The sequence below is a fragment of the Novosphingobium sp. FG137 genome, assembly GCF_057809735.1.
Genome location: NZ_JBMDKN010000002.1, coordinates 48,698 through 67,164, shown reverse-complemented (window position 1 = coordinate 67,164; position 18,467 = coordinate 48,698). Strand labels below are relative to the sequence as shown.

General features: G+C 62.0%; 26 protein-coding genes. 9 read left to right on the top strand and 17 right to left on the bottom strand.

Features of this window, described 5'->3' with window-relative positions:
- Window positions 1-15 precede the first annotated feature (15 nt).
- From ACODS2_RS05930 to ACODS2_RS05920, 3 genes are read right to left on the bottom strand one after another with little or no spacing between them, the layout of a single operon-like run.
- Window positions 16-1,371 carry an ATP-binding protein gene (locus tag ACODS2_RS05930; protein ID WP_298165273.1) on the bottom strand — a complete coding sequence of 452 codons (1,356 nt, stop codon included), beginning with the start codon at window positions 1,369-1,371 and terminating at the stop codon, window positions 16-18.
- The gene (locus ACODS2_RS05925; protein WP_298165275.1) at window positions 1,368-2,081 is read right to left on the bottom strand and encodes a response regulator transcription factor; all 714 of its coding nucleotides are present in this window, start codon (window positions 2,079-2,081) and stop codon (window positions 1,368-1,370) included. Before ACODS2_RS05925 ends, ACODS2_RS05930 begins: the two co-directional genes overlap by 4 nt.
- A gap of 59 nt (window positions 2,082-2,140) precedes the next feature.
- Window positions 2,141-2,440, bottom strand: coding sequence for a hypothetical protein (locus ACODS2_RS05920; protein WP_488997990.1), 300 nt, complete (start codon window positions 2,438-2,440; stop codon window positions 2,141-2,143).
- A gap of 456 nt (window positions 2,441-2,896) precedes the next feature.
- Here ACODS2_RS05920 and ACODS2_RS05915 point away from each other — a divergent pair, with 456 nt between their 5' ends.
- The 4 genes from ACODS2_RS05915 to ACODS2_RS05900 are packed head-to-tail and all read left to right on the top strand — an operon-like array spanning window position 2,897 to window position 4,157.
- Window positions 2,897-3,187 carry a hypothetical protein gene (locus ACODS2_RS05915; RefSeq protein ID WP_488997989.1) on the top strand — a complete coding sequence of 97 codons (291 nt, stop codon included), beginning with the start codon at window positions 2,897-2,899 and terminating at the stop codon, window positions 3,185-3,187.
- Window positions 3,184-3,363 (top strand): Flp family type IVb pilin, encoded by a 180-nt coding sequence (locus ACODS2_RS05910; protein WP_488997988.1) that lies wholly within the window; start codon window positions 3,184-3,186, stop codon window positions 3,361-3,363. Before ACODS2_RS05915 ends, ACODS2_RS05910 begins: the two co-directional genes overlap by 4 nt.
- A 31-nt stretch (window positions 3,364-3,394) precedes the next feature.
- On the top strand, window positions 3,395-3,766 hold the full coding sequence (locus ACODS2_RS05905; protein ID WP_488997987.1) for a hypothetical protein: 372 nt from the start codon (window positions 3,395-3,397) through the stop codon (window positions 3,764-3,766).
- A gap of 43 nt (window positions 3,767-3,809) precedes the next feature.
- A complete protein-coding gene (locus ACODS2_RS05900) occupies window positions 3,810-4,157 on the top strand; it encodes a PilZ domain-containing protein (RefSeq protein WP_488997986.1) in 348 nt (115 codons plus the stop codon).
- Window positions 4,158-4,284: 127 nt separating this feature from the next.
- Here the strand turns inward: ACODS2_RS05900 and ACODS2_RS05895 are convergent, their stop codons facing one another.
- From ACODS2_RS05895 to ACODS2_RS05840, 12 genes are all read right to left on the bottom strand, one after another.
- Window positions 4,285-5,373 carry a tyrosine-type recombinase/integrase gene (locus tag ACODS2_RS05895; RefSeq protein ID WP_488997985.1) on the bottom strand — a complete coding sequence of 363 codons (1,089 nt, stop codon included), beginning with the start codon at window positions 5,371-5,373 and terminating at the stop codon, window positions 4,285-4,287.
- A 4-nt stretch (window positions 5,374-5,377) separates the two neighbouring features.
- Window positions 5,378-5,683 (bottom strand): helix-turn-helix domain-containing protein, encoded by a 306-nt coding sequence (locus ACODS2_RS05890; RefSeq protein ID WP_488997984.1) that lies wholly within the window; start codon window positions 5,681-5,683, stop codon window positions 5,378-5,380.
- Window positions 5,684-5,705: 22 nt separating this feature from the next.
- Window positions 5,706-5,978, bottom strand: a complete 273-nt coding sequence (locus ACODS2_RS05885) for a hypothetical protein (RefSeq protein ID WP_488997983.1) — start codon at window positions 5,976-5,978, stop codon at window positions 5,706-5,708.
- Window positions 5,968-6,204, bottom strand: coding sequence for a hypothetical protein (locus ACODS2_RS05880; RefSeq protein WP_488997982.1), 237 nt, complete (start codon window positions 6,202-6,204; stop codon window positions 5,968-5,970). The genes ACODS2_RS05885 and ACODS2_RS05880 overlap by 11 nt, the downstream gene beginning before the upstream one ends.
- Window positions 6,205-6,325: 121 nt before the next feature.
- On the bottom strand, window positions 6,326-6,463 hold the full coding sequence (locus ACODS2_RS05875; RefSeq protein ID WP_488997981.1) for a hypothetical protein: 138 nt from the start codon (window positions 6,461-6,463) through the stop codon (window positions 6,326-6,328).
- A complete protein-coding gene (locus tag ACODS2_RS05870) occupies window positions 6,460-6,981 on the bottom strand; it encodes a hypothetical protein (RefSeq protein WP_488997980.1) in 522 nt (173 codons plus the stop codon). Before ACODS2_RS05870 ends, ACODS2_RS05875 begins: the two co-directional genes overlap by 4 nt.
- Window positions 6,978-7,289, bottom strand: coding sequence for a hypothetical protein (locus ACODS2_RS05865; protein WP_488997979.1), 312 nt, complete (start codon window positions 7,287-7,289; stop codon window positions 6,978-6,980). The genes ACODS2_RS05870 and ACODS2_RS05865 overlap by 4 nt, the downstream gene beginning before the upstream one ends.
- On the bottom strand, window positions 7,286-7,516 hold the full coding sequence (locus tag ACODS2_RS05860; protein ID WP_488997978.1) for a hypothetical protein: 231 nt from the start codon (window positions 7,514-7,516) through the stop codon (window positions 7,286-7,288). Before ACODS2_RS05860 ends, ACODS2_RS05865 begins: the two co-directional genes overlap by 4 nt.
- 15 nt (window positions 7,517-7,531) lie before the next feature.
- Window positions 7,532-10,249, bottom strand: a complete 2,718-nt coding sequence (locus ACODS2_RS05855; RefSeq protein WP_488997977.1) for a toprim domain-containing protein — start codon at window positions 10,247-10,249, stop codon at window positions 7,532-7,534.
- Between the two features lie 107 nt (window positions 10,250-10,356).
- Window positions 10,357-10,746 (bottom strand): Ogr/Delta-like zinc finger protein, encoded by a 390-nt coding sequence (locus ACODS2_RS05850; RefSeq protein WP_488997976.1) that lies wholly within the window; start codon window positions 10,744-10,746, stop codon window positions 10,357-10,359.
- A gap of 5 nt (window positions 10,747-10,751) precedes the next feature.
- The gene (locus ACODS2_RS05845; protein WP_488997975.1) at window positions 10,752-11,204 is read right to left on the bottom strand and encodes a hypothetical protein; all 453 of its coding nucleotides are present in this window, start codon (window positions 11,202-11,204) and stop codon (window positions 10,752-10,754) included.
- Complete coding sequence (locus ACODS2_RS05840; protein ID WP_488997974.1) at window positions 11,201-11,509, bottom strand: transcriptional regulator; 309 nt, start codon at window positions 11,507-11,509, stop codon at window positions 11,201-11,203. Before ACODS2_RS05840 ends, ACODS2_RS05845 begins: the two co-directional genes overlap by 4 nt.
- 83 nt (window positions 11,510-11,592) lie before the next feature.
- Between ACODS2_RS05840 and ACODS2_RS05835 the strand changes: the two genes are divergently transcribed.
- From ACODS2_RS05835 to ACODS2_RS05825, 3 genes are all read left to right on the top strand, one after another.
- Complete coding sequence (locus ACODS2_RS05835; RefSeq protein ID WP_488997973.1) at window positions 11,593-12,270, top strand: S24 family peptidase; 678 nt, start codon at window positions 11,593-11,595, stop codon at window positions 12,268-12,270.
- A gap of 21 nt (window positions 12,271-12,291) precedes the next feature.
- Window positions 12,292-12,906, top strand: coding sequence for an Ltp family lipoprotein (locus ACODS2_RS05830; RefSeq protein WP_488997972.1), 615 nt, complete (start codon window positions 12,292-12,294; stop codon window positions 12,904-12,906).
- Window positions 12,907-12,974: 68 nt separating this feature from the next.
- Window positions 12,975-13,625, top strand: coding sequence for a hypothetical protein (locus tag ACODS2_RS05825; RefSeq protein WP_488997971.1), 651 nt, complete (start codon window positions 12,975-12,977; stop codon window positions 13,623-13,625).
- 11 nt (window positions 13,626-13,636) lie between these two features.
- Here ACODS2_RS05825 and ACODS2_RS05820 read toward each other — a convergent pair whose 3' ends face one another.
- Both ACODS2_RS05820 and ACODS2_RS05815 read right to left on the bottom strand, forming a co-directional pair.
- Window positions 13,637-14,665: a contractile injection system protein, VgrG/Pvc8 family gene (locus ACODS2_RS05820; RefSeq protein ID WP_488997970.1), complete on the bottom strand. Its 1,029-nt coding sequence runs from the start codon at window positions 14,663-14,665 to the stop codon at window positions 13,637-13,639.
- Window positions 14,665-15,039, bottom strand: a complete 375-nt coding sequence (locus ACODS2_RS05815) for a phage tail protein (protein ID WP_488997969.1) — start codon at window positions 15,037-15,039, stop codon at window positions 14,665-14,667. The genes ACODS2_RS05820 and ACODS2_RS05815 overlap by 1 nt, the downstream gene beginning before the upstream one ends.
- Window positions 15,040-15,388: 349 nt before the next feature.
- Between ACODS2_RS05815 and ACODS2_RS05810 the strand changes: the two genes are divergently transcribed.
- Window positions 15,389-16,570, top strand: coding sequence for a hypothetical protein (locus ACODS2_RS05810; protein WP_488997968.1), 1,182 nt, complete (start codon window positions 15,389-15,391; stop codon window positions 16,568-16,570).
- A 75-nt stretch (window positions 16,571-16,645) separates the two neighbouring features.
- Window positions 16,646-18,337, top strand: coding sequence for a hypothetical protein (locus ACODS2_RS05805; protein ID WP_488997967.1), 1,692 nt, complete (start codon window positions 16,646-16,648; stop codon window positions 18,335-18,337).
- Window positions 18,338-18,467 lie beyond the last annotated feature (130 nt).

The following is an 18,467-nucleotide window of genomic DNA, read 5'->3' as shown; positions in this document are numbered from 1 at the left end:
GCAACAGCGAGGGAGTCAGGTGGGATTCGCCGCTGCCGGCAGGGGCAGGCTGATCACGGCCGCCAGTCCCGTGCCCTCGCCATCGAGCTGGCGCTTGTTGATCAGCGAGAGGGTGCCGCCTTCCAGCTTGACCGCTGCCTGCACGATGGCAAGGCCCAGCCCCATGCCCGGCGTATCGCGCGTGCGGGCGGTGTCGAGCCGGAAAAAGGGCTGGAACACGTCCTCCATGCGGTCTTCGGGAATGCCGGGGCCATCATCCTCTATGCGGATGACAACGGCATAGGGCTCGCTCGCCAGTGAGACGCGGACATTGCCAGCATAGTGCAGCGCGTTGTCTATAAGGTTTGCCAGCGCCCGGCGGATCGAGACCGCGCGCGCCATGATCTCGCAGCTCTCGGGGCCATCGTAATGCGCATCGAGGCCCTGATCGGCGGCGCTATCGACCAGGGTGGCGGCCATGATCGCGATATCGATGCGCTGCGGCGGGATCTGGGTGCCGCCAGCCTCGACAAAGGCCTGCAGCGATTCGAGCAACTGGCGCATCTCGCCGATATCGTGTTCCAGCTCGGCGCGCGTTTCGTCATCGAGCCCGGCGCCATCAAGCCGCAGTTGGAGCCGCGCCAGCGGTGTGCGCAAGTCGTGCCCGATGGCCAGCATGGACTGGGTGCGCTCGGCCTGCTGGCGCTGGATGCGGCGCTGCATCTGGTTGAAAGCGCGGATCAAGCGGCGCACTTCATCAGGGCCCTGTTCTGGCAGGCCGCCAAGACTCGGCGTTTCGATGTGCCGAAGCGCGCTGACAAGGTGTTGCAACGATCGCATCGTCGCGCGGAACATGAACCATGCCAGCGCGCCGAGCACCAGCGTGGGCAGCAGCATCGGCAGGATCTGCCAGAGCGAAAGCTGAAGCCGCACTTCGCCAGCATACGTTTCGAAACCAAGCGCACTGCCATCTGCCATGACGAGCGTGCCGGCGACATCGCGGCTGCCGCGCGCGTGCTCAACGAAGAGGTGCTGGCCATTCTCCGCCAGCGCGGGTCCAGCCGCGAGAATGCGAGCCGTCAGGGCCGTATCCTGCGATGTCGCTGCCACCCGCGGAGCGCGGGGATACCATTCGAGCGTGAAGCGCCGCGAGGAAAGTGCGCGGACCGCCTCGGGACGCCGCTCGGGCGCTTCGCGGGAAATCGCGCGGGCGGCCAGGGCCAGATGCTCGCCGATGCGCGCGGCATCGTCGCGCTGCACCGCCGTGGTCGTTGCGGAATCGAACAGGAAGGTATTGGCGAGGAAATCGACAGCGGCGACCAGCAGCAGGATCGCCAGCAACCGTTCGGTCAGGCCAAGGCGGCGAAATCCCAGGCGATACTGGCGTTTCAACCCCGCCGGACTTCCGCCTTGAACATGTAGCCAACCCCGCGCACCGTCACGATCGGCGGTTCGCTGCCACTGGCGGAAAGCTTGCGGCGCAGGCGGCTGACCAGCACGTCGATGCTGCGGTCCGAACTGTCACCCAGCCGTGTGCGCGAAAGTTCGATCAGCCGTTCGCGCCCGAGCACGCGCTGGCGGTGGCTGACGAAGGTGGCGAGCAGATCGAACTCGGCGCCGGTGAGATCGACCATCGCGCCGCTGGGCGAGCGCAGCTCGCGGCGCGACAGCGAGAGAATCCAGCCTTCGAAGTGGACTTCGCTGGTGCGTTCGTCACCCTTGGCGACGCCCTCGCCGCCGCCGCGCCGCAAGACCGCGCCGATCCGCGCGATGAGCTCGCGCGCACTATAGGGCTTGGCGATGTAGTCATCCGCGCCAAGTTCGAGCCCGAGCACGCGGTCTTCTTCGCTGCCGCGCGCCGAGGCGAAGATGATCGGCACATCGCTCTGGCGGCGCAGCTTGCGGAACAGTTCGATCCCGCTGGCACCGGGCAGCATGATATCGAGGACCACGAGTTCGGCGGGCTCGGCTTCGAGCATGACCCACATTTCGGCACCAGTCGCCGCCGTGCGGACGGCATAGCCGTTCTCACGCAAGGCGCGTGCGGTCAGCATGCGGAGCGAAACGTCGTCTTCAACCAGCAGAATGGAAGGTGCAGTCATGGCCGTGTTCCGAGCCTAGAGGGGGGCAGGGGAGGCGGCAAGCCCCCCGCATGAACAGTTCAATCCACTGCGGCGAGTTCGTCACCGCGCGCAGTGTTGCTGCGGGTTTCGGCGCGGGCCTGTGCGACGTGGGCATGGCAGGCCGCGCCCTTGAGCGGATCGGGATTGCAGGCGATCGGCACGGATGCCGCCGCGCGCGGCGAGGGGGTGTGGCGCTGCGCGGTGCAGGCAATGCTCTTCATCGCATCGGGATTGCAGGGTGCCGGGGCAGCGTGAGCGATTGCGGGGGCAAGCGCAGACGGGGGAGCAGGCGGGGAAGCGAGCAGGGCGGCGGACAGAGCAAGCGAGGCAAGCAGCATGAGCGACTCCGTTGCAAATGGGGCTGCTGCTCCGATGGTGTCATTTGATTGCCTACCGTCGTCTGATTTGTGACGAATTGTGTCTCCTGCAGAATCATGCGCGCTCGCGCGCCCATGGCCGGCGCGTCGCGGGAGCATTGATCGCAAGCGCGGTCAGGTTCAGAGGCTGCGACCGAGTGTTAATACGTACATTTGGCAGGATTCACGATTGCGCAGGGCGATGGCGCTGCGGAGGAGCGCTGCCTTTGTGCGTGCGCGCCAATCATGGCAGTGCCAGAAATTCCGCGTAAAACATTGATAAATATAAATAAATAGCAGGGTGAAGCGCCGTCTTCAGTTTGGCGGCGGGCCTTTCACGGTGTCCTCGATCATCAGTCCATTTGGTGATGGTCGTTAAAGCGCACGGTTAAGGCGCGGCTCCTACACAATGTCTCCATCAGCGGGGGAGGCGTCGCTATGGAAGAAGTGCGCGAAAGCTATGGGGCGATTTATCGGGTGGTCCGGGAAGCCAATGGCTTCGGCTATGTCACGCCCGGTCTGCGAGGCCGGATGTATCAGGCCATCGATACGCTGAAGACCTTCAAGGCGCCGGCCGACCACATCGGCATTGCCGAGCGGATTTCGGTGACCTTGCACGCGCTGGAGTGGGCCACGCTGCGGCGCGACGATTCGCGCCGGGCGGTAGACTGGCAGGCGCTCGGCGCGCTGGAGGAGCAGTGGCTGTCCGCCCCTGTTCCGAGATCATGATCAAGCGGTTGCTGCACCGGTTGCTGGTGGAAGACCGGAGCGGCGCCACCGCAATCGAGATGGGTTTCCTCGTTGCGCTGATCTCGGTGGCGATCATCGGTTCGCTGCACACTTTCAGCAACCAACTGAACAACACGCTCAACATCACGACCGCCAATATTGCTCTAACACCTTGAAGATAAAATGAGGATCGCAATGCAGTTCGTAATGGAAATGCTTCAGCGGCGGATCCGGCTGCACGCCGACCGCTATGAAAGGGTTCTGGCCGCGCTGGAGGATGCCTTCGGCAAATACGAAGCGGGCCAGATCTCGATCAATGCCTATCTGGAGGCCGTCTGCGCGATCGAACAGAGCTTCCGCCACGATCGCGCGCTCTGGCTCAAGCTGTGTGACTGGTCGCTGGCGCTGCGCTGGATCAATCGCAGCGAGCGGCGGGCATTCGTCGAGACCTGCGATGCGCTTGACTGGTGCCGGAACTGGGCGATCCGCCAGCGCGGCGTCGATGTGGCATCGTGCCTGCAGAGCGTGAGTGCGGGCGTAGACCTTGGATTCGACCAGTCGCTGGGGATCGCCGCATGACCGACCGCTTCGCCGTCGCCTGCTTGCCGGAGGAGCGAGGGCGATGACGCCAATGAAGAACCGCAGCGACCGGTTTGGCAATCGCCGCCGCTATGCGCGAGTCGCTGCCGGCCAACGGATGATCCTGATCTCCGTGGCGAGCCGCATGGATGGCGAACTGCGCGACCTTTCGCAAACAGGCGCGCGCGTGAGCCTGCGCACCATCCCACCGCGTCAGGGCCGCGATGTGCTGCTGCGCTGGGGGGCGCAGGAGATTTTCGGTCAGGTGGTGTGGAGCAACGGGCATGAAGCGGGCGTTGCCTTCCACAAACCCATTTCGCCCGAAGAACTGATCGAAACCGTGGGCGGCGAGGTGCCGGAACAGCAGCCGTCCGGGCGCAGGGTGCTCTAGCGCCGATTGACGAAGCACCCAAAACCTAGCAATAGCGCCGCTTCCGGCATGCCGGGGCGGTTAGCTCAGTTGGTAGAGCATCTCGTTTACACGGGGATGTGGATGCTGATCTAAAGCGTTGAGGGCCTTAGGCTTTCCGCTTTTCCGCAGTCTTCCGGTCGGGACTATGTCGGTACTCTGATGCATCAAGGGCGTTGCGGACGTCTTCGTCTAGGACGTGGGCGTAGCGCAGGGTGGTTTCGATGCGCTTGTGCTTCAGGGCTTCCTTTGCTGCTGCCAGAGATCCCGTCGCGCGGACGATGCGGGTGCCGCGCGTATGGCGCAAATCGTGGATCCGGAAATCATCGATGCCGGCCTCTTCCTTGGCATGGGCGAAGGGGCGGCGGAGTGCGGTGGGGGTGAGCGGGTAGCGTTCCCCGGCGAGGCGCGCAGGGTGCTTGCGGCCGCGCTTGTCGACGAAGGCGGGCTTGGTGCGCTGGGCGACATAGGTGAACACGAACGGCCCCGCCTGGGGCTGCCGCGCAATGATCTCGATCAGGGTGGTGGTTAGCGGGCGCATGACGGTATCGCCGCCCTTGATCCGGGTCGCGGCCTGCTTGGTGGGGAACTTCACATCGGACCAGCGCAGGCCGAGCACCTCGGCGCGGCGCCAGCCTGACTTGAGCAGGAAATCGACGGCATCGGCGAGGTCTTCGCGCAGCTCGGCGAAGAGGCCCTCCTCCTCTTTCAGATCGAGTTCGCGCGGGGGCTTCTTCGGCACCTTGAGCATGAGGGTGCCCCAAGTGGGCATCTCACCCACTTCGAACCTGGCATCCTTGGCCCTGCGCCAGAGCGAGCGGGCGTTCTCGATCTCGCGGTTTACCGAGGCGTTGGATCGTTCATCGCGGCGCCGTGCGAAGTAGATCTGCAGATCGCGCTGGGTGATCGTGGAGAGTAGGCGATTTCCGCCAAGGCCGGCCACCAGCGCGGTGATCATGTAGCGGATGGTGGGCCAGCTCGGCAGGCTCTCGGCATGGTCTTGATAGAGCCCCGCAGCTTCATCGAGCGTGATCTCTGGCCGCTGGAGATCGGGCAGCGCGGCCTTCTGCCGTTCGCGCCGTTCGAACTGTTCGGCGAGGCGCTTCGACGTGCAGCCGGTGCTGCCATAGTATCGAACGCCCTTGAACTGAAACTCGTAGTGCCAGTTGGGCTTGCCCTTGGGCTTCCAGACCGTCACGCGCTTACCTGCGCGCGGCGCGGGCCGTGAAAGGGATGATTTCGCCGCCGGTGCGCGCGCGCTTCCCATGGGCCTTGCGGGCGGGCTGCTGACTTGATCGTAGGCACTGGGCGGGCACCTGCTGGCGGAGGGCTTCGATGTACGATTCGAGATCTGCAACAGTGTAGCGCACCGCGCGCCCGATCAAGACATAGTGCAGCAGCCCCTCCTGCCGGGCCTTGCGCAAGGTGCGCTGGCAGAGCCGCAGCCGTTCGGCAGCCTCGGCTTCGGTGAGCAAGAGCGGCAGGCTGCTGCGGTCGGAGCTTCTCATACCTGTTCCGTGGCTTTCGCAGTCAGTCGAAGAGCATCCAGGGCGGGGGTTCGTAGGGCCTTGGAGGGGATGGTGGCGGTGCAGGGGGCCGTGGAGGGTGTGGTGGCCACGGTGGCGGGTGGCCGTTCATCTTGGCCTGCAAGCGGGCGTTGCTGGCTTCCCACTTCGCGCGGGCTTCGCGGCGTTGCAGCTCCTGCTCGGCCTCTGCCGGGGTGCAGCGCAGTTCGAGCGCGAGTTCGAAGGCGGCGCGGTGGCGGCGCCAGCGTTCGGCCTGAGTGAGACGCTCACGCGACATGACGCCTTGGCCCGGCAGCCCGTTGCGCGACGATCTGCGCTTGCAGCTTTGCCCGATGGGCCATTTCGGCATCGCGCTGCTGCTGGTGCCAGACGCGCATGTAGAGCCGGTGTTCGAGGCTCTCCAGCTCGGCCGCTTCGGCATGGGTGAGCATGCGCTGGGCATTGAGCTCGTAGAGTTCGCAGCGGCGCGCGTTCTGGATGGGAACGGGGATCTGGCGCTTCATGGCTGCCCCCACATGTCGAGCAGGCCACCCGTCGCGCCGATCGCCATCGTGATCAGCATGAGCACCACATAGACCGCGACGAAGCGCCAGCGGTGCGGGCGGGGTTCGGGTTCCATCGGGATCAGCGCCACGGGCAGGCTCCCACGCAGGGGCACTGCACGAGGCCCGCGATGATGCGTTCGGCGAAGTGCAGCACGGTGAAGACGAGAATTGCGAAGGCGAGCAGCTTGCCCGCCTGCTGGATGCCGGCGGCGTTCATGCGGCTTTCCTTTCTGTAGGGGCTGGCCTTTCGCTGAAGCTGGCCGCATCCGCCCGCAGCAGGCGCGTGATCGCGGCCATGCGGTGGACGCGGGGAATGAGGCCATCGGTGCGCGCAAGGTGCCAGCGCAGGCCGTGGAGAAGCGCAGCCTGATCGGCGAGTTCGGCGCTGTGGCGGCGGCGCGCCTCGGCCTCGATCCGCTCGATCGACAGGTCGACGGCGGCGCGGCGGGCGTGGAGCGTATCCACCGGGGGCAGCTCGCCCTCTTCCCGCACGATCCAGCGCCATTCGGCGACCAGCAGGCGCCAGGCGGCAATATCGGCCTCTGCCGCGTCACCCGCGATCAGGCCCTTGCGGATCCATTCGGGATAGGCCTGCTCGCGCCGGGCGAGGCTGGTTTCGGCCTGGGCGAGGAGCGCGGCATAATCGAACGCGGTGGACGGCCAGACCGGCCAGCTTTCGAGCGCGGCGGGATCTCCGGCGATGTGGAATTCGCCGTTCATGACCGGGGTGTTCATGCCGCACCGCACGAGCAGGACGCTTCCGGCCCATAGAGCGCATCGAAGAACGGCTTGTTGTCGATGCGCCACTGCCGGGCATTGGCGAGGCGCTCGGCAAAATCGCGGGTACTGGCATGGCTGCTGCCGTCGATTTCGAAGTTGCGCTCTTCGGGGCCATGCAAGGCTTCGAAGTGCCGGAAATTGACCTCGCGCCAGATCGCCGGATCGGAGGCATCCGTCTCCGCCAGCGTGCGGTGGTTATAGGGGAAGCCAGCAGGTGCGGCGGCTGCGCAAAGGCGCGGGATGATGAGCGCGCGGGCCATCATGCGGCACTCTTCGACGGTGCAGGCCGGTTGCGGCGCGGATAGCCGCCGGCGAGGATCGTGCGGGTGGGGATGCCGAGCCGGGTGCAATCGGTGCACCAGACTTGCCCCGTGCGCTGGGTCCAGCCCACCGGCAGCTTGCCATCGGCGCTGTTGTGGACGGTGCCACAACCGCATTCGAAGGCGGGGATGTTCGGAATGATCAGGGCACGTTTGGGGGCAGGTCGCATCGGTATGCTCCTTCTTCAGATGACCGGGTTTTCGGAGAGCGGGCGCTGGAAGACCCAGCAGTGGAAGAACTTGCCGCTGGGGCTGTTCACGCTCTTCTGCGTGATGAACTTGCGGCCCTTGCTGGCCTTCAGGTGGCGGCGCAGATCGTCCTCGCTCGGCGGGGTCTGGCCGTGCGCGCGGCAGCGTTCGAAGAACTGCGGCAGGTTGACCGCGATCTCGCTCTCGGGCTTGCGGCTATTGTTGAGCGGGCGCTCGATCGCGGGCGGCTCGATCTCGACCAGGTAATCGAAGATCGCCCAGAACTTCTCGACCACCGGGTGTTCGCTCGATGTCACCAATTGCCGTTGGCGCGTCATCTCGGCGATGAATTCGAGGCCGGCGCGGTGCAGCCCTTCGGACATCTTCAGGATGCAGCGCATGGCGGTGAGCCCGGCGGCGAGCTGGGCATGGTTGCGCAGCAGGCGGACGTTGCCCACGCCGGTGGTGCGCTGCAGCTCGTCGAAATAGCGCGGGTAGCAATCGCGCCAGATCTTCATGAAATCGGCCTCGCGCCGCAGCAGGTGGATGACGAAGCCGGAAAGCTCCTCCACCGGCCAGCGCTCCAGCTTTTCGGCTGCGGCCTTGGTTTCCGGGCTGAACCGGCTCTTGTCGAAGTGCAGGCCCATGATGCGTTCGAGCACCGCTGGCGTCGCCATGACGGGATCGTTCTGGGCGATGATGATCGCGCCGCGAAACAGCGGTTCGAACGTCTCCATGCCGCCGTTCTTGACGCCGCGGCTGCGGGTGGCGCGGCCGTTGTAGAGGCTCTTGAGCTCCTCCCACTCGAACCGGCGCGAATGCGGCGCGCTATCGCTGCGGTCGCCCTCGATCAGAACCACCGGCAGGTTGGAAACCTTGCCGAGGTTGCGCGCGATCGCGGCGGCGGTGGCCTTGGTGGGATCGAAGCCTTCGTAATTCTCGCGGCCGGTGACTTTCCAGAGGAACTCCAGCGCGGTCGATTTGCCGGTGCCGGGCAGGCCGGACATTTCGAGGAAGGGGAAGCTCTTGGTCTCCGCGCGGATCTGCTCGGCGAAGAGGCTGGTGATCCAGAAGGCGGTGGTGATGAGGCCGTTCTCACCGAAGGCATCGATGAGGACCGGGAACCAGTCGGTCGGCACCTTCTGGCTGTCGTAATCGATCTCCAGCAGGCGCTCGGTGGTGGCGAGCTTCAGGCTGCAATCGCCGAAGTCGAAGAAGTCCTCTTCGTTGAGCTCGAACACCCGGCCCCGGCGCACCGCGATGCCGCCCAGGACATAGACTTCGCGGCTGCGGTCGTAGCCGGTGAAATCGAGGGTCTCGACCGTCTTGATCCGGCGGGTCTGCGCTTCGAGCAGGCGATCGAGCTGCTCGCCGCTGCCGCGCCAGACCGCGCCCGAGGCGACCGAGATCATGCGCTTCTTGAACTCGGCGCTGGCGGACATCGCTCCGCCGGAAAAGCCCGCCTTGACCGGCGGCTTGTCGACCGGGAAATCGATGCGCAGGTAGTAGAGCGATTCCTCGGTCGCGGGGTTGCGCTGGAAATAGAGGGTGCGGAAGCTGGCGTTGCAGATGCGGGTGATCGCACCCGCCTGCTCGGCGGCTTCCTGCCGGATTTCCTTCGGATCGCGATCTTCCCAGTCCGGGTTTTCCTGCAATTCCTTGTAGGTATCGGCGATCTTCTTGGGGCTGAATTCCGCCCAGTACATCTCGTTCTGGAAGGTGAGCGGGAAGCTGGTGCGCTCCTTCTGCTGCCACATCATCCATGCCTTCTCGAAGGCATCGGCGGCGATCAGGACCGCGCCGTTCTGGCGGTATTCCTCGAGGTGCTTCTTCGTCAGCCGCTCGCGGACCAGCAGGTTGTTCCAATCGAGCTTGTCGTCCTCACCCTCGGGCCGGGGCTGCGCGGCGGTGGCTTCCCAGCCTTCATCGCGCGCGCGCTTAACGTATTTGCGGGTGTAGTCCGCGCCCGCCTTCCCGATATCGAAGGCAAAGACGAGACGGGGCTGGTGCGTGGGCGTCGGCCCGTTGGCGATGGCCTTGCGCAGGGCATCCAGCGCGATCTCGGGATAGTTGTTCACCGACATCGCAGAAACGGCGGCGAGGCCGGCATCGTGCAGCTCGGCCCCGCCGAAGGCCTGCACCAGCGCGGCGGCATCGAAAATGCCCTCCGCGATCCAGATTTCCTTGGCGGCGGCAAGCTGCTCGATCGTGTGCGCGGGGTGCTGCCACCACTGGCCCTTGTAGCTTTTGCCCCACGCGAAATGGGCCTTCTTCTCAAACCGGCCCGGCTGATCGATCAGGCGTTCCCAGTGGCTGCCGCCGGGGAGCAGAAAGCGCACCGTGGCCGAGGACAGGTTGCGGCCCCGGTCGTGATAGGTTTCCTGGCTGTAGCTGCCGCGCAGGAGGCGCAGATCGAGGCCGCGCGCATGGCTTAGATAGGCATCGGCGGCGGCGTTGGGGTTCGTCTCGGTCTGCTGGTGGCGGTTCGACCAGTTGTCGAAGATCTCGGGATAGAGGTCGCGGACCTCGCCCTCCCACCCGCAGCGGTTTTGCCGCCCGCAGCGCAGCACCCAGGGCTTGGTGCTAGAGGTATAAAGCTCGCGCTTGTTGCATTGGGGGCAGCGGCCCTTCTGCAGCCAATCGCCCTTCTCCGCGTCGAACTTATAGTCGCGCTTGATGTTGGCCAGAACTTCGGTGCGGATATCGTCGCGCATGAAAAATGGGGGCTTTCAGGAAGGCGGCGGGCAAAGAGAGGGCGTCACCGGAAGCGGGGTCCGGTGGGCGGATAGCGGGCGGGGCTTGGTAGGAAGGCGGGCCGGGCTTAGCCGGGCGGTTCAAAGGGTCTGGAGCCGGGGCCGAAGAGTTCGGGCTGGCTCGGGTCCCCTGCGGGGCGCAGCATTTCGAGCACCTCCTGCCGGGTGGGGACGCGCAAGGGCAGATCGACCTTGGGGTTCGGGATCGCGCTGGGGGTCAGGCCCCAATCGTAATGCTCGCTGGCGCGCCATGCGTGGCCGCAGAACATGTTGCTGCACTGGTAGTAGATCTCGCGGTGCGTCGGCGTGATCTCGCGGCTCGTGCGGCGGCGACCGATGCAGGAGCAATGCGGGCAGCGCAGCGCGCCGGACTTGCTCGGCTGATCGGCGATATCGGTGATTTCCACGATCGCGGGCTCAACGCCGATGCTCTCGTGAGTGTCCCAGGCTCCCCCCATCGCGCTCATCCCTCTGCCGCGCCATGCCGATCGAGCGCGGCGATGCCGTCTGTCAGCGCCTCGATCGCTTCCTCCGCTTCGCGCCGCGCGGTGCGGCGCTTGGCGGGATCGTTGGTGGTGGCGGCATCGATCAGGGCGCTGATCGCCTCCCCGCTTTCGCGCGCGGCGCGGCCGGCTGCGATGGCGAGATCGGGGCAAGTCGCATCGCGCGTGGCGAGTTCGAGCTGCAGCGTGAAGACCTGGTGGAACGGCGCATGATCGCCGCCCGAGCCGAGGTATGCGCTATCGAGCCGCAGGGCATCGATGATCGAGATCTCGCTGTCCGCATCGGGATCAGACCACATGCGCACAAGCCGCTCGCTGCGGCCCACCAGCATGGCGCACTTGTCCCACCCAATGCGCGCCGCGATGACGGTGAGCGCGCGGTGGAAGGTGAGAGGTTCGCGGCGTTTGGTCATGCGGCGCGATCCTGCAATCCGGTTCGCAGATTGAAAGCGACATACGGAACTGCGCCATCTACGCCGTGCCAGCGGGGCGATGGGCCCAGATCTGGCGGATAGATATCGGGGCGAAGATGGTGGCGCGAAACGCCGGTGAGTTCCTCAACGAGGAGAACCTTCTCGGCGGGAAGCTGCCGAGACTGATTGAGCCAGCGCCAGACTGTCGGCTGCGACACGCTGAGCGCGTGGGCCATCGCCTGATCGCTCGGGTAAGCGGATCGGGCCTGAAGGAGTGCTTCGTACCGGGATGGTTCAACGTCCATAGCGCTCTAACTATACATTTGCGTATAGATAATCAACGTAAAAGTTGGGTGCGGTGCTATACGTGTCTGCATAGACTGCAGACATGGCGGAGGTGATCGGCAAGAGAATCGAGGGGCGGATGCGCGATCTGGGCTTGTCCCAGAGCGCTCTTGCGCGTGCGGCCGGAATGAAGCAGCCGTCGATCGGCAGGTTGATCAGTGGCGAGACGCGCCGGACCAACCATTTGGTCGAGATCGCGCAAGCGCTTCGAACCACACCGGACTTTCTCACCGGCGTGACGGATATCCCCGATCAGCTGCCTGGCATGCGGCGTGATTTCAGAGGAATCCCGAAAGACGATGCTGGCCTGTCGGACGTTGTCGAGATCCGCGAGTTGGATCTCACGTTCGGTTTCGGCGCCACCTATCTGGATATGCCGGTAACCGAGACGATGCGGCCGTTCGGGCGGGATTTCATCCGCCAGCACACCCGCGCGCGGCCCGAGGAGCTGTTCTTCGCGCAGGGCATCGGCGATTCAATGTTCCCCACCTTGCTCGATAGCGATGTGCTCCTGATCGATACCTCGCAGAAGGTTGTGAACATCGCCGCTAAGGTCTGGGCAGTCGCTTATGGCGGCATGGGCATGGTGAAGCGGATCAGCCCCGCAAAGGGCGGCGGCGTGATGTTGCATTCTGACAATCCGGCGATCCCTGATCAGGTCGCACACGACGGTGAGCTGCAGGTGCTCGGGCGGGTGGTGGCGTTCTTTCGGAAGATGTGATTCTAGGATTCGGAGGGGCAGATGGGGACAAAAACCAAATGCGAGTACTGCAAGAAGAACATTGACGCCTCCGCATCGCGATGTCCCTTTTGCCAAGGCGAGTACACTCCCGAACAAGTCGCGCGGCGTCTCAAGGCGGCAAATGACGGCCGAAATTTCGGCTGCGCGGTTCTGGTGGCTATTGTTGGGGGGATCTATCTCTGGGGCAGTATTTCCCCAGAGAAGAACACAACCCAGCCAACAACCGTCGAGCCTGCCTCAGGCAAGACCGAAGCCGCACCATCTACCCCTGCTGCTATCGTTGCCGCAGAACCAACAAGCTCGCTGACCTTCGCCCAGCAGAATGCGGCGCGGTCGGCATCGCAGTACATCTCGATGTCTGGTTTTTCGCGGATGGGGTTGATCGATCAGCTCTCTTCCTCGGCTGGCGAGGGCTTCGATGTTGCCGATGCCACTGCTGCGGTAGATAGCCTTGATATCGACTGGAAAGAACAGGCTGCCCGCAGCGCGAAGCAGTACCTCAACATGTCGGGCTTCTCGTGCAAGGGGCTGGTCGAGCAGCTCTCATCGTCTGCTGGGGAGAAGTTCACGGTAAGCCAGGCTCGGTATGGGGCGACGCAAGCAGGGGCCTGTTGAGCATGTACGCAGGCATCTGACGCAAAAGTGGCAAACCGACACTGTGCGGATCAAGAAGAGGGAAGCCGATGGACGTTCAACTACCGGATCAGTTCCTCCCGCCGAAGGCTCCGCCGATCACCTTAGCCCGGGCTCCAATCGAGGAACGTGCCGCAGTAAAGTTTGTTCTTGGGCGACTTGAGGAAGCATCTCGCTTTGCAAGACAGTTTGCCGCGAGCGTCGCGCTATTCGCCTATTCGAGTAATTTTGATCGAGACTTTAGTGGCCGGTCCTTAATGATGGACTGGATGCCTATGGGCGGGAGAGAAGCCTCGATGGCACTTTACCATTTGTGCAAGGTCATGGAAGGACTTCATTTCAAACACATTGCTCCTGAATTTTCCAAATTTGTGGATTATGATAAGCTTGCGAGCGCTCGGAAACGGTTCAGGACCGAGTTTCCTTCGATTGAGAGCCTTCGCCTTTCTGTAGCGCATGCAGGCGAACTACAATCGACCCCGGAAAAAAAGGAACGCACGTATGCCCGAGAGAGCACGTCAAGCGACTTTGACATACTTGAGGGCGGATACTTGGGTATGACAGACGTTATTGTCGGAAACAGGTATCAAAATACGGTTAATGGACAGGTTGTCGAATGTGATTTATCCCTTGATCGGGTATTGGTCCTGAATTCTGTGCTTCAAGAGTTCTTTGATGGCTTCAGCAATGCTGTTAATTAGGCCCTGCTATGCTAAGCGTTTAACTCCATGCTCAGCCGGGTTTTCAGGCCGCTCGAATCCATCGTGTGATCGGCGCTGGCGATCTGCCACCTTTCGCGGTCGATGTGGGCGCGAAAGCCGGTGGCTTCGATGGGCGTGCCGGGGGTGAGCAGCGGGTTGCCCCAGGCGAGGGTGACTTCGAGCGTGGCGCTGGCGCGCTTCTGGCGGCCCAATTCGGACTGGGCGGCGGTGGCTGCATCTTCCTCGCTCGCGTAGATCCCCTTGAGCCGCTTCTTGCGTGTCCCGCCCACGCGCACGGTCTTGCGCTTGCCTTCGTCGGGATCGTGCCACTGCGCTTCGGCACCGTCCTGATCCTTCTCGCGGCTCGAGCGGCGCCAGCTCGCCTCGGCGCAGCGGCTGCGCGGGATCACGGCGGCGGGGATGGCCTTGCCGGTGCCCGTGGTGGCGCTGCCGCGCGGGGCGAAGATGAGGCAGCCCGCCTTGACCGTGGCCACGGCATCGTGATGCCGACCGAGATCGCGCAGGAACTGCATGTCGGACTTGTTGTGCTGCTCTGCCACGCCTACGCCGCGTTCGCCGAGATCGGGGTGGCAGCGGGGCTGGAGACCATTATCCTCGGCGAGCTGGCCGATGACCGCGCCCACCGTCTGCCCCTGCCAGATGCGCGTCTTGCGCTTGCGGAAATCGCCTTTCAGATCCGCGCTACGGGCGGTGATCGTTACCTTGTCCGGCGGGCCTTCCCAGCTCACCTCATCCACCGTGAAGCTGCCCTTGTCGACCAGCCCGGTGGAGACCTGCGAGCCGCGATCCCAGCCCAGCGCCACGGTGAGGATGGAGCCCTGCGGCGGCGGCGCGAACAGGCCGTCGCTATCATCCACCGCAATCTCCAGCTCATCCGCTTCCTCGCCCAGCTTCTCGGAGAGCCGCAGGGACAGCAGGCGCGGGGCATAGGTGGCGGTGAGGTCTTGCCCATCGAGCGTGACGCGCCAGGCGGCGCGGGCTTGCACGAACGGCGCGGTCTGGGGCGGCACGCTGGCCATCAATCCACCCGGCTGAGTTCGATGGTGAAATCATTGCGGCGCGCCTCGCCCCGATCGAGGAGGTTGCCCCGGTCTTCGGTGAGCCGCTCGATCGTGAAGGTGCCGATCACGTTGCCGTAGCCATCGACCAGCGGCCATGCCTCGCCCTCTGCCGCCATCTGGGCAAGGGTTTCTAGGGCGTAGTAATCGCCCACCAGCTCGGGCACCTGCGTGCCGGACAGGGTAACGCGGTCCTCACCCGGCCCGGCAAACTGCGCCGCCGGCCGCGCGCCGAAACGATCGGTGCGCGGGTGCCGCCAATCCCGCTCGCGCTGCATCTTTTCGAACAGCGTGGTGTCGGTATCGAAGACGAAGAGGCCAAGGGCTGCGAGCATGGCGTAAAGTTAATACCTTGAAGGCCTGTAATCAAGGTTCAGTAGTTGTTCGACTAAAAATCACAATCTATGAAATAAGCGATGAATATTTCTAAATACTAGAAAAATTACGAAGAATTAAGAATTAAGTGATTGATGAATTTTTCTGCGAGTTTTTGGAACAAATGCGTCAGGCGATCTCGGGCGCGAAAAGCGAGAAATTAGCGACCCGGGTTTTAGTATTGAGAATTAGGGGCGCTATGATCGGATAATGTGCTGATCAGTGGTAAAGGAACCTTGCAGGATTTTATGGCGGGAGATGCAAATTCGGTCATACTGGTTCAACCTGATTCGCCTTGTGGGGGGGGTTATGAAACAGCGGGTGTATCTCGCCATTTTTGCATCTTTGCTTATTATGTGTGGCAACCGAGCAGGTGGCCAGACAGTTGAATTTTCGCCTATGGTCAAGACATCAGCGGCCTGGCCATTGGGGCGCTTCCAAGCGGAATTGGCTAAGGCCCTCGTTTCCTGCGGAGTGCAGACAATCTCGGTAGATCAGAAGCTGGGTTCAAATACCGCTGACGGCATTGCGCGCCTTCGACGCTGCAAGGGGTATGAGACGAGCGATGGACCGGATCTTGCCCGTAAGCTTACGCCTCAGCTATGGTCAAAGCTGATGAATGAGCCATTTCCATCCATCGCTGACAGAAGCCGGGTGATTACCTACAACTATGAGGGCACAGACTATACGCGATTTCTCTGGAACGTAGGGCAACCAGCGGACCCATATGCTTATGGAACGTGGGGTCCGTTCGGCGCTACATTGGCGCAGGGGGGAGAAATTCAGGCGATCATACAGACCGTGATCAAGCAGCCGGGTGGAGCAGAGAAGGTCAGGGCGGCCTTTGCTTCTACTGCTTTCGCTACGCCTGCAAAGTATGCTTGGCGAAAAGACTATTGTGCAAAAAACAGGCCCGTGTCGGCTGGCAAGCGTGGTGCAGATCTGCTTCTTTCGCTTCCTAGGCCTTTGACAGCCTCAGCGCAACGCGATTTGGAGAGCGAATTCTGTGCTGATGATCGATACAGCCTATGGCCTGCCGCGTTTCAGATTCTGGGCTCAGATAAAGACGTTATAGCGGCTTATGACGCAAAATACGCAGTTCAGAACAAGAACGTCGCTGCTCGGCTTGCAAGTGTTTACTCTAAGCTCAGTCTACCCATTTCCGAGATCGATTGGGTGTTCTTTCTGGACCGCGGTACGCAGTATACGACTGATTTAGTGGCCGCAGAGGCCGCTATTCGGGCACTCCCGGCAGGTGCCAGTGCTGCTCGGCGACGGCTCGCGATTTCTAGGGCATCTTTGCCACCTGAAGATAAAGAGCATCACAAACAGCGCCATCTTCGGATTGGGCGCGACATGGCGTTCGTGGCGGGATCTGCTTCGGTCGATATGTCACCTGGCGAAGTTGCCGATTGGAGATACGTTGGTCCTCTAACCGCGGAGGCCTTTGGCCTATCTGATGATAGGACTATTGGCATTAATCCGTTTTGAGCATGATCTCCGGTCTGTCAGTCTGGTACTGTCCACGAAGATTATCTGAGCCGGGTTGGAGCGAAGGGAAACTCTATGCGTAGTAAGTTTGTTCTTGCATTCGCCTGTTTTGCTTTGGCCGCACCTGCTAAAGCCCAGGACATTCAAGTTCTGACAGGTTGTATCGATGACCTGTCTGGTCACGCCTGCCTTTTGACACCGCCAGAGAAAGTGAGAACGGACGCGGACTACGGCGCGATATATGTGCAGATCTCTCCTCCAACCTCGGTGACCGAGCAAGCCGTAAAGGCGGGAAAGCGAAATTGGAAGAATTGGATTGGCCGGTTCTTTATGTCTAATACAAAAAGCGGTGCTTTGATTGCCGAAGTTTATCAAGGATCAAACAAAATTGCGATTATACCGGTGTCGATGTTTTCAATTGATGAAAGAAAAGGGCTGAAAATAGAGTCTAGTAATGCTTTTGTAGACATGCAGCAGGCGACACCATATTTTGCGCTGGATACAGATTCAAATCCGATAAGAGTAATTTTGACCTACAGATCATCGAGGGATCAATCCTCGAACATACTGGGCACATTCAATAAATTTGTATCGGTGGCAACCGGGTTTGGAGTTTCGGGATTTCTTGTCTCTGCTGGATTGAATACAGCTTCTGCTGCGCTAAAGCCTATAGAGCAAGACATCGCTAATAACTTCGACACTAATGGTGACAGCAAGCTTGAGCTAGGCTTTAGCTTTGAAAAAAACGCCGGGGCGGACTTCACGTTCGGTTTTGACCCTTCAAAACAAGATCGGTCGGGCCGAATTACGTTCCAGCTGGTGCGGCGGGCAAGTATCTTTGGCGACTTTCCATTCGCCGATCAGCGGCCGCTGTTCCCCTTTCGGGGGCGTACCGATGTTGGCTCGGCAAACGATCTCCTGCTTCGTCAGTTGGCAGGCAAGAAAGTCCGCGCGCAATTGCAGGCTGCTAGTTCTGGCCAGTTCGACAGATTGCAGCAGGTCGATATCAAACCAGCCGATTTCGAGGCTGTCTGCAGTGTTGTCGAAGCGGCAGTTCTTGCGCAGGGAACCAACTCACATGATGTAGCGGCAATGATGTGGGCCTCGCTCATGAGCGCGGGCGGTATCCTCCGAGCAGATTTGCGCGAGACAAACTGCTTGAAAAAGTGGATGGGAACCTTCGCCGTCTATGGCCTTAAGCTTCCAGAACCTAGCCAAGCCATTAGCGACTCCACGGATCAATCTTCGGATGTAGGACGGGGCACCGTCGTTGATCCAAAGCCTGGGCTTGCCGATCTGAGCGAACCTGCTCTTCGCACATTCATGAGTGCACTGTTCCAGATCATGGCGCAGTCTGATTCCAGTGAGGTCCGCGTTCGGGCGTATCAGTCCATGCTCTCTCTCGCGCCACATCCGACAATCGACCTCGATCCCGACTTTGGGCTAGCTGCGCTTGACGAATCTGCAAATGCGCGGTTTGTCGCGGAGAAGTTGTCGGCTTTGTCATTTCGCTCAGGGTGCTTTGTCCGCCAGGATGACAAGAGCATCAGTTTTCTCGCTCGGCTAGTTTCTCCTTCAGTTTCAACGGGTCAGCCATTATGGTTGATGAATCTGCGGCTAGAAAGCCAGCGCAAGCCCGCTACGGCCAATTCCTCGGCGATCGGCAATTGGAGCATGCGTATGGCGAAGATTGAGGACATGACGCTTTTTGCGACTGCTTTCCCAGGTCGAACGGGTTGCGCAGACTACGCTCTTGCTCCGAATTGATTTTGTCGTTCCCCACAGCATTGGTGCAGGCGGTATGAGGTCATCAGGACTTTCGGCTTCTACTGATCAATTGACGTCAAAAGATCCGTTTTCTGGTCTTCAATTGTTGAAGCCATAAATCTCGCTTTGG

Coding starts and splice junctions, on each gene's coding strand:
- ACODS2_RS05925 (WP_298165275.1), bottom strand. CDS start 2,081: ATGACTGCACCTTCCATTCTGCTGGTTGAAGACGACGTTTCGCTCCGC.
- ACODS2_RS05920 (WP_488997990.1), bottom strand. CDS start 2,440: ATGCTGCTTGCCTCGCTTGCTCTGTCCGCCGCCCTGCTCGCTTCCCCG.
- ACODS2_RS05915 (WP_488997989.1), top strand. CDS start 2,897: ATGGAAGAAGTGCGCGAAAGCTATGGGGCGATTTATCGGGTGGTCCGG.
- ACODS2_RS05910 (WP_488997988.1), top strand. CDS start 3,184: ATGATCAAGCGGTTGCTGCACCGGTTGCTGGTGGAAGACCGGAGCGGC.
- ACODS2_RS05905 (WP_488997987.1), top strand. CDS start 3,395: ATGGAAATGCTTCAGCGGCGGATCCGGCTGCACGCCGACCGCTATGAA.
- ACODS2_RS05900 (WP_488997986.1), top strand. CDS start 3,810: ATGACGCCAATGAAGAACCGCAGCGACCGGTTTGGCAATCGCCGCCGC.
- ACODS2_RS05890 (WP_488997984.1), bottom strand. CDS start 5,683: ATGAGAAGCTCCGACCGCAGCAGCCTGCCGCTCTTGCTCACCGAAGCC.
- ACODS2_RS05885 (WP_488997983.1), bottom strand. CDS start 5,978: ATGTCGCGTGAGCGTCTCACTCAGGCCGAACGCTGGCGCCGCCACCGC.
- ACODS2_RS05880 (WP_488997982.1), bottom strand. CDS start 6,204: ATGAAGCGCCAGATCCCCGTTCCCATCCAGAACGCGCGCCGCTGCGAA.
- ACODS2_RS05875 (WP_488997981.1), bottom strand. CDS start 6,463: ATGAACGCCGCCGGCATCCAGCAGGCGGGCAAGCTGCTCGCCTTCGCA.
- ACODS2_RS05870 (WP_488997980.1), bottom strand. CDS start 6,981: ATGAACACCCCGGTCATGAACGGCGAATTCCACATCGCCGGAGATCCC.
- ACODS2_RS05865 (WP_488997979.1), bottom strand. CDS start 7,289: ATGATGGCCCGCGCGCTCATCATCCCGCGCCTTTGCGCAGCCGCCGCA.
- ACODS2_RS05860 (WP_488997978.1), bottom strand. CDS start 7,516: ATGCGACCTGCCCCCAAACGTGCCCTGATCATTCCGAACATCCCCGCC.
- ACODS2_RS05855 (WP_488997977.1), bottom strand. CDS start 10,249: ATGCGCGACGATATCCGCACCGAAGTTCTGGCCAACATCAAGCGCGAC.
- ACODS2_RS05850 (WP_488997976.1), bottom strand. CDS start 10,746: ATGGGGGGAGCCTGGGACACTCACGAGAGCATCGGCGTTGAGCCCGCG.
- ACODS2_RS05845 (WP_488997975.1), bottom strand. CDS start 11,204: ATGACCAAACGCCGCGAACCTCTCACCTTCCACCGCGCGCTCACCGTC.
- ACODS2_RS05840 (WP_488997974.1), bottom strand. CDS start 11,509: ATGGACGTTGAACCATCCCGGTACGAAGCACTCCTTCAGGCCCGATCC.
- ACODS2_RS05835 (WP_488997973.1), top strand. CDS start 11,593: ATGGCGGAGGTGATCGGCAAGAGAATCGAGGGGCGGATGCGCGATCTG.
- ACODS2_RS05830 (WP_488997972.1), top strand. CDS start 12,292: ATGGGGACAAAAACCAAATGCGAGTACTGCAAGAAGAACATTGACGCC.
- ACODS2_RS05825 (WP_488997971.1), top strand. CDS start 12,975: ATGGACGTTCAACTACCGGATCAGTTCCTCCCGCCGAAGGCTCCGCCG.
- ACODS2_RS05820 (WP_488997970.1), bottom strand. CDS start 14,665: ATGGCCAGCGTGCCGCCCCAGACCGCGCCGTTCGTGCAAGCCCGCGCC.
- ACODS2_RS05815 (WP_488997969.1), bottom strand. CDS start 15,039: ATGCTCGCAGCCCTTGGCCTCTTCGTCTTCGATACCGACACCACGCTG.
- ACODS2_RS05810 (WP_488997968.1), top strand. CDS start 15,389: ATGAAACAGCGGGTGTATCTCGCCATTTTTGCATCTTTGCTTATTATG.
- ACODS2_RS05805 (WP_488997967.1), top strand. CDS start 16,646: ATGCGTAGTAAGTTTGTTCTTGCATTCGCCTGTTTTGCTTTGGCCGCA.